The sequence below is a fragment of the Candidatus Thalassolituus haligoni genome (assembly GCF_041222825.1).
Classification (GTDB): domain Bacteria; phylum Pseudomonadota; class Gammaproteobacteria; order Pseudomonadales; family Oceanobacteraceae; genus Oceanobacter; species Oceanobacter antarcticus.
Genome location: NZ_CP139482.1, coordinates 2,322,348 through 2,337,927, shown reverse-complemented (window position 1 = coordinate 2,337,927; position 15,580 = coordinate 2,322,348). Strand labels below are relative to the sequence as shown.

The window sequence follows — 15,580 nt, the reverse complement described above, 5'->3', positions numbered from 1 at the left end:
ATGAGGAGCCAGGTCTGGCGGTTTTTACAGTGCTTTAATGGCTTCGATCTGTTCCTTGATCTTGCCTTGGTCACGTTCGTAGCCGTTCAGTTTTTCTTTCTCTTTTTCAATCACGGCAGCCGGGGCTTTGGCGACGAAGCCGTCGTTGTTCAGTTTGTTGCTGATGCGGCCGATTTCTTTTTCCAGGCGTTCTGCTTCTTTGTTCAGGCGAGCGATTTCCTTGTCTTTGTCGATCAGGCCTGCCATGGGCACCAGTACTTCCATTTGGCCAACCAGTTGGGTAGTGGCCATGGGGATGGTGTCGCCGTCGTTAACCCAGGTGATGTTGCTGAGTTTGGCGAGCTTGGCGAGGAAGGTCTGGTTTTCGTCGGCGCGGCGGAAGTCTTCGTCGTCGCCGTCTTTCAGCAGTACGTCGAGTTCTTTGCTGGGGCCGATGTTCATTTCTGCGCGAATGTTACGTACGGCGGTAATGACGCCTTGTAGCCATTCAATGTCGGCTTCGGCTGCGGTGTCGATCAGGGCGTCCTGGGGTGCCGGGTAGGCCGCCAGCATGATGGTTGCTGTGGCGTCTGGGCCGCCTTTGCCAGCCAGGTCTTTCACCTGTTGCCATACCGCTTCGGTGATGAAGGGGATGATCGGGTGGGCCAGGCGCAGGGTGGCTTCTAAGACGCGTACAAGGGTGCCGAGGGTGCCGCGTCGGGTTTCGGCGCTGGCGTTTTTGTCCCACAGTACCGGCTTGGACAGTTCCAGATACCAGTCGCAGTATTCGTTCCAGATAAATTCGTACAGCGCCTGGGCGGCCATATCGAAGCGGTATTGATCCATGTGGCGGCGTACTTCGCCTTCGGCGCGTTGCAGGCGCGAGATGATCCAGCGGTCGGCCAGTGATAATGCGGCAGGCTCACCGGTGGCACCACAAGCCGCCAGCATGTCGTCGGTAATGGCGATGCTGGTGTTGTTGGCTGCTGCGGCTTCGACGGCTTCTTCTCCAGCAATGGAGAGCATGACGTAGCGCGAGGCGTTCCACAGTTTGTTACAGAAGTTGCGGTAACCTTCCAGGCGTTTCATGTCCCAGTTGATGTCTCGACCGGTAGAGGCCATGGCAGCCAGGGTGAAGCGCAGGGCGTCGGTGCCGTGGGGGGCGATACCGTCGGGGAATTCTTTTTGGGTGCGCTTGCCGATTTTTTCCGCCAGTTGTGGCTGCATCATGTTACCGGTGCGCTTTTCCATCAGTTTGTCGAGGCTGATGCCGTCGATCATGTCCAGTGGGTCAAGGACGTTGCCTTTGGATTTGGACATTTTCTGGCCGACTTCATCGCGGATCAGGCCGGTGACGTAGACGGTTTTGAACGGAACTTGTGGCTTGCCTGGGGTTTTCGATGAAGCATCGTCTTTGCAAAAATGCATGGTCATCATGATCATGCGGGCAACCCAGAAGAAGATGATGTCGAAGCCGGTAACCAGTACATCGGTGGGGTGGAAGTCAGCCAGGCGACGGGCGACTTCTTTGTCGTCGGTGTTGGGCCAGCCGAGGGTGGCGAAGGTCCACAGGGCGGAAGAGAACCAGGTGTCGAGGACGTCGTTGTCTTGCATCAGTTCAACGTCGTCAGCCAGATGGTTCTGGGTGCGCACTTCGGCTTCGTCGTGGCCAACAAAGACATTGCCTTCGGCGTCGTACCAGGCCGGAATGCGATGTCCCCACCACAGCTGGCGGGAGATGCACCAGTCCTGGATGTCGCGCATCCAGCTGAAGTACATGTTCTCGTAGTTTTTCGGGACAAATTGGATGTCGCCGTTTTCGACCGCTTCGATGGCGGGTTTGGCCAGGGTTTTGGCATCGACGTACCATTGATCGGTAAGCATTGGCTCGATGACGACGCCACCACGGTCGCCGTAGGGGACGGTGAGGTCGTGGTCTTTGATGGCGTCGAGCAGGCCCAGTGTCTCGAAGTCGGCAACAATGGCCTTGCGGGCGGCAAAGCGTTCCATGCCACGGTATTTTTCCGGGATGCTGGTGTCGACGTCGGTATTGACCGAGCCATCAGAATTAAACGCCTGGGCTTCGTCGCGGATGTCGGCGTTGAAGGTCAGGATGTTGATCATCGGCAGGCCGCAGCGTTTGCCAACTTCGCAGTCATTAAAATCGTGAGCCGGGGTGATTTTGACGCAACCGGTGCCCTTGGTCATGTCGGCGTGTTCGTCACCGACGATCGGGATGCGGCGGCCAACTAACGGCAGTTCGATGAATTTGCCAATCAGGTGCTGGTAGCGGGAGTCTTCCGGGTTTACGGCAACGCCGGTATCACCGAGCATGGTTTCCGGACGTGTCGTCGCCACGACGATGTAGTTTTGGGTGTTGCCGTCGGCGTCGGTGTAGGTTTCGCCGTCGGCCAGCGGGTAGCGCAGGTGCCACATGCTGCCTTTGGATTCCTTGTTTTCGACTTCCAGGTCAGAGATGGCGGTGTGTAGTTTCGGATCCCAGTTCACCAGACGCTTGCCACGGTAGATCAGGCCGTCGTTGTAGAGACGGATAAACACTTCTTGCACGGCTTTGTAGAAGCCATCGTCCATGGTGAAGCGTTCGGTGTCCCAGTCAACGGAGTTGCCGAGGCGACGCATCTGGCCGGTGATGGTGCCACCGGACTGTTCTTTCCATTGCCAGACTTTTTCGAGGAACTTGTCGCGGCCTAATGCGTGGCGATCCGGCTGGCCTTCGGCGGCCAGTTTGCGTTCAACCACCATCTGGGTGGCGATACCGGCGTGGTCGGTGCCGACTTGCCACAGGGCTTTTTTACCCAGCATGCGGTGATAGCGGGTGAGGGCATCCTGAATGGTGTGCTGGAACGCATGGCCCATGTGCAGGGAGCCGGTGACGTTCGGCGGCGGAATCATAATGGAGTAGCCTTCGCCATCCAGGCCATCCTGATAGGGCTTGAAGTAGCCTTTTTCTTCCCATTGCTGGTACCAGGTTTGTTCGAGGGCGTCGGGCTTGTAGGTCTTGTCCATGGTGATGGTGTGATCTCAATGGTAACGCAGCGAGCCATCTCGGCAGATTTGGCAAGCGACTGATTAAACGATGAAAAAATGGCGGTCAGTATAACGGAATCGGAGCGCGGGTTCAGCCGCTGGATGGGGCTGGATAAGTATGTGGGCCAGCAGCCCGCATACTCAGGGGATCAGGTAGTCGCAGGCGTTCTCAGCGTGGCTTGGCCATCAGGATGTTGCGCAGTTTTTCACGCAGTCGGGTCTGGATAATGGGGGTCAGTTCATCGATCAGGGATTCGATCAGCTGGTTTTTTTCCGTTGTTTCGAGGCGTGAGATGGCTTCGGAATCGCGCTGCTGCTTTTGTTCCATCACTCGTTGCATGGTGCGATGGGCTTCTTCGGCACTGTGCTGGGCGGCCAGTCGTTCGGAGGTCAGGCGATCCAGCACCGATTGTGGCAAAAATGGGTTGGAAGATATTTTGGCGGTAATGGCGGGTGCTGGGCTGGCCGCTGGCGCAGACGGCTCAATGTGGAGGCTGTTGTCCGTGTCCCTGTCTGTCAATGTGGGGATGTCCGCTTCGGTCATGTCTTTCTTCAGATCGGGCAAGTGATTGGCCGCAGGGGGGACCGGAGTGGCTGCCGGAGAGAGGTTGAAAGGTGTAATCATCAGGCCGTCAGCGGCAGAATGGCCGCCGTCAATGGGGCCGAGCAGGGCATCAAGGGTGTCGGTGCTGTGGTCGGTTGCGTGCTTGCGCAGCATCTCCTGACGCAGGTGTTCAAGAATGTCGCCAGAGATAATGGCGGGTGCCGGTGTCGTGGGTGGCGTTTTAACCGCCGATAAATGAGACGGGCGATTGCCAGGCTTGTTGATGTTGCGCAGTGCGGGTGGTTCATCCCGGCTGAACAGGTCGCTCAGTACCGGCACTTCGTCAACGGTGTTCAGCTGGGTCAGTGCGCGTTCCAGGTCAATTTGCTCACCGGCTGCATCGTCGAGGACGCGTTGCAAGGTTTCCAGTTCGTCGAGCAGGTTACGCGAATCGTTTTCGGTGCTCATGTGCGTAGTCTCATATCCTGGTGAGTAATAGGGTAGCCCCTGTCACGCAAAAAACGAAAATGGTCGCGAGTGTGTTCCAGTACCGCATCGTGCTGGATGACGACTTCGACCAGTCGATCAAAACGGCCAAAAAAAGATGGCAACTGGTGGTGCAAGTTGATCAATACGTCGTGCTGCTCTGGCGGTGCTTCGTGCCAGCCAATATGCACCGGGCTCTGGCCAACAGGCCGTTGCTCGTCCACCAGGCTGTGCGGCACAAAGGCGCTGTCACGGAACTCCCACAGCTGCCGATCCAGTTGTTCGGCGTGGTTGCGAGACCCGGTGTGAATATAGACGCGTTTGCCCTGGCTCAGGGCTTTTTCGGTCAGGCGGCACACGAATTGTTGTTGTTCGACGATGGTGGTCGCTGCCAGTACATAAAAAAGAATATCTGTCATTCGTGGCGTGGCCGCAGTTGTCCTGGGTCAATAATGAGCTAAATGCTACCCCGGTTAGGGGGTGCTTTCAAACAGGTTGATAGCATTAACGGCGGATCTTTTATGCGTTGTCTGGCAGTGCCGGGCGATCGTCAGACGGTTTGACTGAAAATTGGGAAATACGGACGTGGAGGGTCACATTAAGACCGTTCAGGGCCAGTACTTGTTGGCGTTTTTCGGCCGTGATACGCCAGCCGTGCGGGGTCATGGTGAGCAGGTCGGGCAGGGCATCGGCAGGAATGAATACCTGGCTGCTGTATTCACTGCTGGTGAGCCGCTCAAATCCCTGTTTTGCCATGTCGTCTGCCGGATCGTAGCTGTCGGTACGGACGTCGGTATAAATCTGTTGCCGTAATTCCTGCAGGTGTTGCTGGGCCGGGGTAATCAGCCAGACCGGCGCACCGGGTTTGAGCAGCTCTGGCCAGCGGTCGGCCATGGTCGGGGTGAAAACGCTGAAGATGGCATCGAGACTGCCGGGCAAAAATGGCAGACGGCTGCCACTGGCAACCAGCCATTCAATTTCTTTGCTGCGCTGACAGGCGGTGCGTACGGCATCTCGTGAAATATCGATGCCGTACAGGCGGTGATTGATATTGGCTGCCGTCAGGTGGCGGGACAAGAATTCGGTGTAGTAGCCTTCGCCACAACCGCTGTCGGCAATATGGAGCGGTTGTGTTGTGCTTTGTTCTGTCTGAGTGTGTTCTGCCTGAGTGTGTTCTGCAGTTTGTTCAGCTTGAGCCTGTTCTTTCATGGTGCTCAATACGGCCGTGAGTGCAGTATTGATGGCGGTGGCAATGGCCTCATAATAACCGCCGTTCAGGAACTGTTGTCTGGCCCTGACCATTTCCAGATTGTCGCCTGGATTGAGTGAGCGTTTCTGGTTGACCAGTAACAGGTTGAAATAGCCCTGCTTGGCGCGATCAAAACTGTGGTTGCCAGCACAGGCACGACGTTGTAATTGGCCGCGTTTGTTGGTTGCTCCGGCCAGTTCTGGCAGTGCTTGCTGGCACACCGGGCAGACCAAAATATCGTCTGACCTGGTGGTGTTGAGTGGGGTGCCGGTGTTCATCCCAGCAGGCGCTCAAGAATGCCTTCGTACAGGCTGGCCAGGGTGTCGAGGTCGGCGGCGCTGACACATTCGTCAACCTTGTGGATGGTGTCGTTGCGGGGGCCAAGTTCAACCACCTGGGCACCGGTCGGGGCGATAAAACGACCGTCGGAGGTGCCGCCTGCGGTCGATAGCGCGGTCTCCTGGCCGGTCACCGCGCGAATGGTGTCAATGCAGGCGTCAACCAATGGGCCATGATCGGTCAGGAATGGCAGGCCGCTGAGGTTCCATTCGATGTCGTAGTCGACCTTGTGCTTGTCGAGGATGTCGCAGGTGCGTTGTTTGAGGATGTCGGCATTGAGCTCGGTTGAAAAACGGAAGTTGAACACCACCGTCATGGCGCCGGGAATCACATTGGTTGCCCCGGTGCCGGCATTGATATTGGAAATCTGGAAACTGGTGGCTGGGAAAAATGCGTTGCCCTGATCCCATTCTTCGCTGGCCAGTTCGGCCAATGCTGGAGCTGCCTGATGCACCGGGTTGCTGGCCAAATGCGGGTAGGCAACATGACCCTGAATACCCTTGACGGTCAGTACTGCGCCGAGCGAACCACGGCGGCCGTTCTTGATGGTGTCGCCAACCCGATGGGTAGACGAGGGTTCACCAACAATGCAGGCGTCGATTTTTTCGTTACGAGCTTCCAGGGTTTCAATCACTTTGACGGTGCCGTTGTGTGCCGGGCCTTCTTCATCGCTGGTAATCAGAAAAGCAATTGAACCGGGGTGATCCGGGTATTTGGCGACGAAGTTTTCGACCGCAATGATCATGGCGGCGAGTGAGCCTTTCATATCGGCAGCGCCCCGGCCATACAGCATGCCATCAACGATCTGCGGTTCAAACGGCGGGTATTTCCAGTTGTGTTCCGGGCCGGTGGGGACAACATCGGTATGGCCAGCAAAACAGACCAGCGGGCCTTCGGTGCCACGCCGTGACCAGAAATTGTCGACCTCTTCAAAACGCAGTGGCTCGTTGGAGAATCCGGCGTTGGCGAGGCGCTCCATCATTAATGCCTGACAGCCTTCGTCTTCCGGGGTAACGGAGCGGCGGGCAATCAGATCGCAAGCCAGTTGCAAAGTAGGGGACATGACAACTCCTGGGGTTGGCTCAGGTCAAAAACGGCCGCGGATAATACCACAGCCTTGATCTGGGTATAGGGTGAGGCGATGTGTTGGTGGCCATCCCGGACAACACCCGGCTGCCGCGCTTCGCTGGCGCTGTTGGTGTTGGTCAGTTCGCCAGTGGTTTGATTTTAACTGGGCGCTTCATGGGGATTGGTGCTTCGCCATCGTGCTTCAACGGATCTGTCCAGATAATGGTTGCTCCGCGTCGGGATGGCGGCGGGTAATAAGGCCAGCCTCCCCATGTGCCCCAGCCGGTGTAGTAGTAGACTTCCGTCGGGACGGTTTCGCGCCAGAGTTCGATACCGTCGGTCTTGATCAGGGCAAAGCGATAGGCATGATCACCGATTTGCCCATTTTCCATGCCCGTAAATTGCCCTCTGACGGTGACCAGACGACCTGGCTGGTAAATTTCCGGGTCAACAAAATAACCGAGTTCGGCGCGGAAACGGCCACCAGATTGATCGTTGTCGGCGTGTGGCTGGCCGGAACTCCACAGCGGGCGGTGCAAAATTTCCAGCGTGGTGTGCTCAGCACCATTGATCACGCTGACGATCCGGCCACCCAGCACGACGGTCTGGTGCTGATATTGGTCGGGGCTGGCTTGTAATTGTTGCAGGTCTGGCAGGCTGTCAGGATTGGCCACAGAGATTGATTTTGGGTAACTGGCACAGCCGGATAATAACCCGGACAGCAATAAAGCCAGCCCGATCAGTCCTGGGCGTATACGTGGGCGTTTATGGCTGCTGTTGTTCGCTGGGTGCAAAAAACAGGCGATGGGAACATAAATGTCGGCATAGAGGTCAGTATGGATACGGCCAGAGACAGGGCCAGAAGTAGGATGGACGTTGCTGTCGATATTGCTGTCAGTGTTGCGAAAATAGTGCATAAGCCAAGTTCCCTCAAATTCCCTGTGGTTGGCAAAGGCCGCTGGTCCGCCAAGCAGGATAACGGCGCGTTCTTGCTACTTGGTTACGTGGCAGGGCAGAAGGTTCCTGCCGCCAGACTTTGCTCTGGCCAATCGGTTGTTGCAGGCCGTCCCGCAGTTGCGGCTGCGTGCTACTATACCGCTTTTTACTGACATGCCGGGAAACCTCCATGAGCGATATGCCGACCAAAGAACAGCTGGATGCTGTGTTGCAAGAAGCCGATTTGCTGAAAACGCCACAACAGGTTGATGACGCGATCAATCGGCTGGCAGCCGATATTACCGAGCGATTGCAGCAGTCTGTTCCTGTGGTCTATACCATTATGAACGGGGGGCTGGTGCTAGCCGGACTGTTGTTGCCACGGCTGGGTTTTGCGCTGGAAGTTGGCTATATGCACGCGACCCGTTACCGGGGAGATGTGACCGGCAGCGCCGAGCTGCAATGGCAAGCACCTCCGTCTGTGCCCATGGCTGATCGTACGGTGCTGATCCTCGACGATATTTTTGATGAAGGACATACCCTGGCGGCGGTGGTGGAAGCCTGTCGTCAACAGGGTGCCAGGGAAGTGCTTACGGCGGTGCTGGTGAACAAGATTCACGATCGTAAAACCAGCGCGCTGACAGTCGATTTTGTTGGGCTGGAAGTGGAAGACCGCTATGTGTTTGGTTGCGGTATGGATTACCGGGGTTTTTGGCGCAATGCGCCCGGTATTTATGCGGTTAAAGGTCTTTGAGTCGTTAAGGTCTTTGATGTCGATGAGTGATAGCCGTTGAAGACTGGCTGTGGTGGCAAGCGATCACAGTCGGTAGGCTCCTAACTGCAGGTCATGTTTTTTGGGTTTGGGTTTGGGTTTGGGTTTGGGTTTGGTGTAGGTACTGGTCATAAAGTAACAGATGGCCATGACAGCTTAGGCTGGAATGACAGGTCGGGGTGTTTTGGGGGTTGGAATATAGACCCGGCAACGCTCCGGAATGGCGCGCTGGACTACACTGGCGATATCGTAGCTGGAGTTTAGGTGCAGATATGACGGTCTGGTTTGGCTCCCCCGGAGGTGGTTTGATTCATGAACGTTGAGTATATCAATCCTTTTGTTGAGACCATCAACAATATACTGGCGACCATGGCATCCATGACCTGTGAGTATAAAAAGCCTTATGTGAAGCCGGATGATGCGCCGCTGGGTGTGGTGACGGGTCTGATTCCCATGGCCGGTGACACGGTACGCGGGTCGTTGGCGATCAGCTTTTCTGAAGGCGCTATTCTGATGATCAGCAGCCTGATGCTGGGTGAAGAAATCAGCCAGCTGGATGACTCCTGCCGCGATCTGACCGGCGAATTGACCAACATGCTGTCGGGTGGGGCGCGCAAGTTGCTGTGGGAAAAAGGCTTTGATTTTGAAATGGCCCAACCGCAGCTGCTGTTTGGTGATGATCTGGTGGCCCATGCGGTGAACGGCCCGGTGCTGGTGATTCCGTTCGAGACCAAGGCTGGCCCGTTTTTTATCGAAGTGGTATTCAGTAGTCGCCTGGATCGCGCCAGGGTGATTGCCGGATAGCTACGACGTTCGGCACCGCATGGCGGCAACCTGTCTGGTTGCTGCAGTTTGAACAGCAATCTCTTTTATTATTATCTCCTTGTTTCCCTCCCGGCGTGATGGACTATTTTATAGCCTGCTTATGCCTCGCTGGCGGCGCAGCTGATCTACAGGTTGTGGTTGACGATCCTTGACGGAACTTTTCAAAAATGCGATGAGTCTGACGCGGCAGTTTGCCCTGTAGATGGTCGTTTGGGATGTCGTTTGGGATGTCGTTTGGGATGTCGTTTGGGATGTCGTTGCGGGTGTTATCTGACCATGCGTGTTATGCGCTGTTTTAACTGCCAGGGAGATGCCCGGTGAATGTTGCATTATCTATTTCCGCACGGCTCGACTGGAGATGGTCGCGCGTGCTGTTGTTGCCGTGTTGGTGGGTGCTGGTGACGGTGGTCGGCTGTAGCACGATTGATCCGGTGCAGCCGCAGTCACTGGATATTCCGGGTTTGGCCGATGCCAGTATGACCGCTGGCGAGCCAGTGAATGCCCGCTGGTGGCAAGCCTTTCATGATGACTATCTTGATCAGCTGATTGAGACCGGTCTGGAACACAACTTTACCCTCCAATCTGCCTGGGCCAGGCTGCAGCAGAGTCAGGCTCTGGCGCGGCAGTCCGGTGCGGAACAGTATCCGAGCCTGGATGCCAGCCTGTCTCGCAGTCGTTCATTTGGTCCTGATTCCGCTGCCAATAACTGGAATGCCGGATTGTCGGCGACTTATGAAATTGATTTCTGGGGCCGGATTGGCGCGTTACAGCAGCAAGGCCAGTTAAATGCCCTGGGTAGTGCTGCAACGGTACGTGTGGCGGCCAATACCCTTGCTGGTGAGGTAGCTGGTAGCTGGTTTGGCTGGTTACGTCAGCAAGGCCGGATTGCATTGTTAACCCGGCAGCAGCAGCGTATTGCGTCGGCATTGGCCGTGACCGAGGCGCGTTTTAATCGCGGGCAGGCTGCGGTTTCGGATGTCTGGCAACAGCAACAGTTGCAAGAAGGCGTTGTTGCCGGTCTGGTGGCCGACCGCGCCCAGCAAGTGATCTATCAGCAGCAACTGGCTGTCTGGCTTGGGCGCAGTGACTGGTTGCGAGTCGATGCGGTGCCCGAGTTGGCTGCGTCTCGCTCTTTGCCTGAATTGCCGTTGCAACCCCCGCTTGTTTCTCTGACGGCTTTACAGCAGCGCCCGGATGTACAGCAAGCCTGGTTCGCCTTGCAGTCGGCCAATGCGGCAGTCGCGGTGGCAGTGGCAAACCGCTACCCACGGCTGACGCTGTCGGCTTCGTACTCTGCTGCGGATGCCAACCTGGCCGATGTCTTTGATCATTGGGTGGGCAACCTGGCTGCCGGACTGGTCGCGCCATTGCTGGATGGTGGCAGTCGCCGGGCAGCGTTGGCTGCTTCGCAGGCCAGTGTGCGGGCCGCCGTGGCGGAGTATCAGCAAACATTACTGGCAGCGGCACAAGAGGTTCAGCAAGTGCTGGTGCAGGAACAGCAGGCCAGCGATCTGTTGGTCAGCCTGACAAAACAGCTGCACCTGGCGCGTCAGACCGAAGGGTTCCAGCTGGCGCGCTATCGTCGTGGTGTTGGCGATTTTCTGGCATTACTGAATGCCCAGCAGGACGTACTGGCGCTGGAGCGAGAGGTGCTTGATGGGCATTGGCAACAACTGCAGTATCGAATTCAACTGTATCGCTCCGTCAGTCACGGAGATTTCACCGGGGCTGATGCTGGAGAGCCACAAGAATGAAGCAACAAACAGGCATGACAAAACAGGCAGGTAAAGTATGGCTGGTGCTGCTGGTGCTGATACTGGGCGGTGCGGCTGCCTGGGTCGTACTAAAAACAGCGCCGGTGCCAACACGAGTCAAGCCTGACGTTCAGGCGCGGCTAGTGGAAGTGCAACCGCCAGGCAGCGGGGATGTTCGTCCGGTCTGGCAGGCCGGGGGCCAGGTGATGGCGGCTGAGCAGGTATCGCTGCAGGCGCAGGTCAGCGGCCGGGTCGTGGCCGTGGCGGCTGCGGCAGTGCCAGGGGCCACACTCAAGGCGGGTGCTGCCTTGTTGACCATCGAGCCACGGGATTACGAGCTGATATTACAGCAGCGCGAAGCTGCTCTGGTGCAGGCACAGGCGAGTCTGGATATTGAACAGGGAGCGTCGGCGCTGGCCGCCGATGAGTATCAGCTGGCGGCACGTCAGCTGGCAGCTTCGGATCGGGCGCTGGTGTTACGTGAACCACAAATTGCCAGTGCCAAAGCGGCTTTGCTCAATGCCCGTGCGGCGGTAAATCAGGCACGACTGAATCTGTCCCGTACTCGGGTAACGATGCCCTTTAATGGCCAGATACAGTCACGCGGTGTGGCGACTGGCAGCCAGGTTGGCAATTCAGCGACTTTGTTTGAACTGGTTAATACCGATGAATTCTGGGTCGAAGTCAAAGTGCCTCGGGGCTTTTTGCCGTGGTTGGATCCGGAGGCCCCGGTGCTGCTTCATCATCCTGGTTGGGGCGGTCAGACCCGAGAAGCGCGGATTCTGAATTTGCTGCCCGGAGTGGATAGCAACGACCGTCAGGCACGGTTGATGGTGGCGGTGCGTGATCCGTTGAGTCTGAATCATCCTGCTGAGCCGGTACTGCTGCTGAATGATTTTGTCTCAGTCGAGCTGCAAGGCAAGCCCATCCGCAATAGCATTACGGTGCCATTGCAACAGATGAACGACGACGGCAGCCTATGGGTTGTTAACAATAACAAGATGATACTGCGTAAACCTGAAGTACTTTATCAAGGTCGAACGCTGGCCTGGGTTGGCTCTGGATTACAGCCAGGCGATCAACTGTTGGTGAATCGCCTGGATAGCGTGACGGCAGGCATGCCGGTGCGTCTGGCGACCCGTGCATCAGCGACTGACACCGCTACGTCGGCGGGAGTCCGGCCATGAGTGTGGCGCAAGGGAATGGCCCGATCGCCTGGATGTCGCGTCATGGGGTGGCTCCCAACCTGCTGATGGCGGTACTGATTCTCGGTGGTTTTATGATGTCGCTGACGATCCGCAAGGAGTTTATTCCATCCTACGAAGCCGAGGCTGTGATCGTTCAGGTTGGCTATCCGGGGGCGACGCCGACGGAGATGGAACAAGGTGTTGTACTGCCTATCGAGAACGAGCTGGCTGCCGTTGATGGCCTGAAAGAAGTGAATTCCACCGCCTCCCAGGGCAGTGCCAGAATCAATATCGAACTCGACAATGGCACCGACCGCCAGCAGGCCTATCAGGATGTGCAGCAGGCGGTGAATCGGATCACGACCTTTCCGGCGCAAATGGAAACCCCCATCGTCAGAATTGCCAGCCGTAATATCAGTGTGGTGGAAATGGCGATTTTTGGACCGCTGGATACCTTTGCGCTGAAGCGTTTGGCCGAACAGGTAAAAGATGAACTGTTGTCCTCAGCGGATATCTCCAAGGTCGAGCTGACCGGCACCCCGGATGAAGAAATCCATATAGAAATCCCCCAGGCAGAATTGCAGCGTTACGGTCTGACCTTGCAGGACATCGCCAGCGCTGTTGGCAATAACGCCATTGAACAAAGCGCCGGTACGGTCAAGACACCGGGCGGCGATATTCTGGTGGCACTGGACCAACGTCGTTACTGGGCCGGGGAGTTTAATGACATCCCGGTGATTGCCGATGCCGCTGGTGTGCGCTTGCGGCTGGGTGATATTGCCCATGTGCAAGAGGGCTTTGGTGATGCCCGGCGGTTGGTGACTTACGACGGTCAGGAAGCAATTCGCTACGACGTCTATCGTGCCGAGCAGCAAACGCCGCTGACGGTGGCGGCCGCAGTACATGAAAAACTCGATGACATTCGCAGCTGGCTACCGCCGGGTGTCAAAATTGTGGTCACCGATGATGATGGCAAAACCTACAATCAGCGAGTGGGCTTGCTGATCAAAAATGCCGCTATCGGCTTGATTCTGGTACTGGTGTTGCTCAGTCTGTTTCTGGAATACCGACTGGCGTTCTGGGTCACCATGGGCATTCCGACGGCCTTTCTGGGATCCTTGCTGTTACTGCCAGCGGTGGATGTTTCCATCAACATGATCTCGATGTTTGCCTTCATTGTTGCCCTCGGGATCGTGGTGGATGACGCCATTATTGCCGGTGAAAATATTTACGAACATATGCAGCAGGGCATGCCGTTTGCCGACGCGGCAGTGGTGGGCGCTCGTGAAGTGGCCAGTCCGCTGGCGTTTGCAATTCTGACCAACGTCGCGGCGTTTCTACCGCTGTTGGCGCTGCCCGGCATGATGGGCAAGCTGTTCCTGGCGATTCCGATCGTGGTGATCAGCTGTTTTCTGATCTCCTGGCTGGAAGCATTGTTTATTCTGCCGTCGCACCTGGCGCATCTGAAAGAAAAGCCGGAGAGCCGACTGGGGCGCAAGCTGGATGCCATACAAGAGGCAGTGGATGGCCAGCTTGGGCGCTTTATCGAGAGGGTGTACCGCCCGCTGCTGGGCCGCAGTTTGCGTAACCCTGGATTAACCCTGGCGATCGCACTGGCGCTGGGCATCACCGTGCTGGCCTGGGCCTTCAGTGGCCGCATGGGTTTCAGTATGTTTCCACGACTTGAAGGTGAATTTACTGTCGCTCAGGTGGAGCTGCCATCCAATGCGCCTTTTGAGCAGGCGCTGGACGTTCGGCTGCAACTGGAAGCGCGGCTGCGCGATATTGTTGCACCGGTCGAGGCCGCAGGAACACCGCTGCTGGTGAGTGTGGAAGGCAGCATCGATGGCTCAACCGTTGAAGTGGAAGCGCGGCTGGTGGATTCCGAAATTCGGCCGATTTCTGCTCATGAAGTCGCCAAACGCTGGCGCACAGCCATGGGAGAAATCCCCGGCATTCGCAGTATCACCTTTGATTCTGAACGGGGTGGCGGCCCATCGGGTGGGCGCGGCCTGACTGTGGAACTGCGTGGCACCGATACCCGCTTGCTGGCTCGGGCCAGTGACGACCTGGCGGTGTTTATGGCACAGCTGGGAGGCGTCAAGGATATTGCCAGCAGCTTTAGCAGTGGCAAACCGCAATGGGACGTGGAAATTAACGACCTGGGTCGCAGCCTGGGGCTGGAGTCGGACGACGTTGCCATGCAAGTCCGGGCGGCGTTGTACGGCGCTCGGGCCTTGCGTCAGCAGCGGCAGCGGAATGAAGTAACGGTACTGGTGCGGCTGCCACAAAATGAACGCCGTTACAGTGCCGATATTGAACGTCTGATGATCCGCACTCCAGCGGGTGGTTACGTGCCTCTGGCAGAAGTGGCAACGCTGGCAAAAACCGTGGCCCCTTCCAGTATTTCGCGGCGGGCGGGTAAACAAGTGGTGAGTGTGACCGCCGATGTGGAACCCCGGACGCAGATTCCGGCGGTGATGACGGTATTACAGCAAGAAGCCTTTGTCGACCTGCAAGCCCAATACCCGACGCTGGATTTTGATTTTCGCGGACGTCAGGCCGATACGCGGGAAAGCATGAGTGCCATGCAGCTGTACGGCTTCTTCTCCTTGCTACTGATTTACGTCTTGCTGGCGATTCCGTTCCGCAGTTACGGCCAGCCATTACTGGTGATGCTGGTGATCCCGTTTGGTGCCGCCGGGGCAATCCTCGGCCATATCCTGCTGGGTTACAGCTTGTCGATTATCAGCATTATGGGCATTGTGGCATTGGCCGGGGTAGTGGTGAACGACAGTCTGATTCTGGTCGATTATGCCAACCGCATCCGGGCGAAGCGGAGTCTGACGGCGCTCGAAGCGATCAGCGAAGCCGGAGTGCGGCGCTTTCGCCCCATTTTGCTGACCACGCTGACGACCTTTGGTGGCTTGGCTCCGATGGTATTTGAAACCTCCCGCCAGGCGCAGTTTATTACGCCGATGGCGGTATCGCTCGGGTTCGGGATCCTGTTTACCACCTTTATCTGCTTGCTGGTGTTGCCCGCCCTGTATGTGCTGCTGGATCAGCTGCTGAACAAGCTGGCGGGGCGTCCTGTATTGAAACCAGAGGAGATATAAGTGCACTTCAGGTCGGCCTGCAAAGCTTCTACCTGTCTGATCAGGAATTATTAATCAGTCCGGCAGGCTCCTGGCACTTCGGTTTCAAATGTGCTGCTTCCAACTGACGTTAGATTGGAAAAATCACACAGAAAAATGGGCGCTTCAGAGCAGCACGTTGCACTGACCTCTTGCGCCCTGCAGCAAAAAGCCACTACGACCAATGGAGAAGGGGTGGTGACGTTTTCTGCCAGAGCATTGCTGCTGTGGAGCTTGCCGTCTGCTGTGTAAGCTGTGA

The 15,580-nt window shown here is 56.9% G+C and carries 11 protein-coding genes; 5 read left to right on the top strand and 6 right to left on the bottom strand.

Annotated features, from left to right (window positions below; translation table 11 throughout):
• Window positions 1-24: 24 nt before the first annotated feature.
• From SOJ49_RS10455 to SOJ49_RS10430, 6 genes are all read right to left on the bottom strand, one after another.
• Window positions 25-3,006 (bottom strand): valine--tRNA ligase, encoded by a 2,982-nt coding sequence (locus SOJ49_RS10455; RefSeq protein WP_369854453.1) that lies wholly within the window; start codon window positions 3,004-3,006, stop codon window positions 25-27.
• Window positions 3,007-3,196: 190 nt separating this feature from the next.
• Window positions 3,197-4,039 carry a hypothetical protein gene (locus SOJ49_RS10450; RefSeq protein WP_369854452.1) on the bottom strand — a complete coding sequence of 281 codons (843 nt, stop codon included), beginning with the start codon at window positions 4,037-4,039 and terminating at the stop codon, window positions 3,197-3,199.
• A complete protein-coding gene (locus SOJ49_RS10445; RefSeq protein WP_369854451.1) occupies window positions 4,036-4,476 on the bottom strand; it encodes a DNA polymerase III subunit chi in 441 nt (146 codons plus the stop codon). Before SOJ49_RS10445 ends, SOJ49_RS10450 begins: the two co-directional genes overlap by 4 nt.
• Before the next feature lie 100 nt (window positions 4,477-4,576).
• On the bottom strand, window positions 4,577-5,584 hold the full coding sequence (locus SOJ49_RS10440; RefSeq protein ID WP_369854450.1) for a putative RNA methyltransferase: 1,008 nt from the start codon (window positions 5,582-5,584) through the stop codon (window positions 4,577-4,579).
• Window positions 5,581-6,708 carry a succinyl-diaminopimelate desuccinylase gene (dapE, locus tag SOJ49_RS10435; protein ID WP_369854449.1) on the bottom strand — a complete coding sequence of 376 codons (1,128 nt, stop codon included), beginning with the start codon at window positions 6,706-6,708 and terminating at the stop codon, window positions 5,581-5,583. Before dapE ends, SOJ49_RS10440 begins: the two co-directional genes overlap by 4 nt.
• 142 nt (window positions 6,709-6,850) lie before the next feature.
• Entirely contained in the window at window positions 6,851-7,630 is a 780-nt protein-coding gene (locus SOJ49_RS10430) for a Slp family lipoprotein (RefSeq protein WP_369854448.1), read from the bottom strand.
• 209 nt (window positions 7,631-7,839) lie between these two features.
• On the opposite strand from SOJ49_RS10430, the gene SOJ49_RS10425 reads away from it, so the two are divergent.
• The 5 genes from SOJ49_RS10425 to SOJ49_RS10405 all read left to right on the top strand — a co-directional run bounded on the left by SOJ49_RS10425 (window position 7,840) and on the right by SOJ49_RS10405 (window position 15,303).
• Window positions 7,840-8,403, top strand: a complete 564-nt coding sequence (locus SOJ49_RS10425; RefSeq protein WP_369854447.1) for a hypoxanthine-guanine phosphoribosyltransferase — start codon at window positions 7,840-7,842, stop codon at window positions 8,401-8,403.
• Between the two features lie 330 nt (window positions 8,404-8,733).
• A complete protein-coding gene (locus tag SOJ49_RS10420) occupies window positions 8,734-9,225 on the top strand; it encodes a chemotaxis protein CheX (RefSeq protein WP_369854446.1) in 492 nt (163 codons plus the stop codon).
• 389 nt (window positions 9,226-9,614) lie between these two features.
• Complete coding sequence (locus tag SOJ49_RS10415) at window positions 9,615-11,000, top strand: TolC family protein (RefSeq protein ID WP_369854445.1); 1,386 nt, start codon at window positions 9,615-9,617, stop codon at window positions 10,998-11,000.
• A complete protein-coding gene (locus tag SOJ49_RS10410; protein WP_369854444.1) occupies window positions 10,997-12,187 on the top strand; it encodes an efflux RND transporter periplasmic adaptor subunit in 1,191 nt (396 codons plus the stop codon). Before SOJ49_RS10415 ends, SOJ49_RS10410 begins: the two co-directional genes overlap by 4 nt.
• Window positions 12,184-15,303 carry an efflux RND transporter permease subunit gene (locus SOJ49_RS10405; protein WP_369854443.1) on the top strand — a complete coding sequence of 1,040 codons (3,120 nt, stop codon included), beginning with the start codon at window positions 12,184-12,186 and terminating at the stop codon, window positions 15,301-15,303. Before SOJ49_RS10410 ends, SOJ49_RS10405 begins: the two co-directional genes overlap by 4 nt.
• The last annotated feature ends 277 nt before the right edge of the window (window positions 15,304-15,580 follow it).

What these genes read in the sequence shown, in the direction of transcription:
- SOJ49_RS10455 (WP_369854453.1), bottom strand. Translation starts at nt 3,006, where the DNA reads ATGGACAAGACCTACAAGCCCGACGCCCTCGAACAAACCTGGTACCAG.
- SOJ49_RS10450 (WP_369854452.1), bottom strand. Translation starts at nt 4,039, where the DNA reads ATGAGCACCGAAAACGATTCGCGTAACCTGCTCGACGAACTGGAAACC.
- SOJ49_RS10445 (WP_369854451.1), bottom strand. Translation starts at nt 4,476, where the DNA reads ATGACAGATATTCTTTTTTATGTACTGGCAGCGACCACCATCGTCGAA.
- SOJ49_RS10440 (WP_369854450.1), bottom strand. Translation starts at nt 5,584, where the DNA reads ATGAACACCGGCACCCCACTCAACACCACCAGGTCAGACGATATTTTG.
- dapE (WP_369854449.1), bottom strand. Translation starts at nt 6,708, where the DNA reads ATGTCCCCTACTTTGCAACTGGCTTGCGATCTGATTGCCCGCCGCTCC.
- SOJ49_RS10430 (WP_369854448.1), bottom strand. Translation starts at nt 7,630, where the DNA reads ATGCACTATTTTCGCAACACTGACAGCAATATCGACAGCAACGTCCAT.
- SOJ49_RS10425 (WP_369854447.1), top strand. Translation starts at nt 7,840, where the DNA reads ATGAGCGATATGCCGACCAAAGAACAGCTGGATGCTGTGTTGCAAGAA.
- SOJ49_RS10420 (WP_369854446.1), top strand. Translation starts at nt 8,734, where the DNA reads ATGAACGTTGAGTATATCAATCCTTTTGTTGAGACCATCAACAATATA.
- SOJ49_RS10410 (WP_369854444.1), top strand. Translation starts at nt 10,997, where the DNA reads ATGAAGCAACAAACAGGCATGACAAAACAGGCAGGTAAAGTATGGCTG.
- SOJ49_RS10405 (WP_369854443.1), top strand. Translation starts at nt 12,184, where the DNA reads ATGAGTGTGGCGCAAGGGAATGGCCCGATCGCCTGGATGTCGCGTCAT.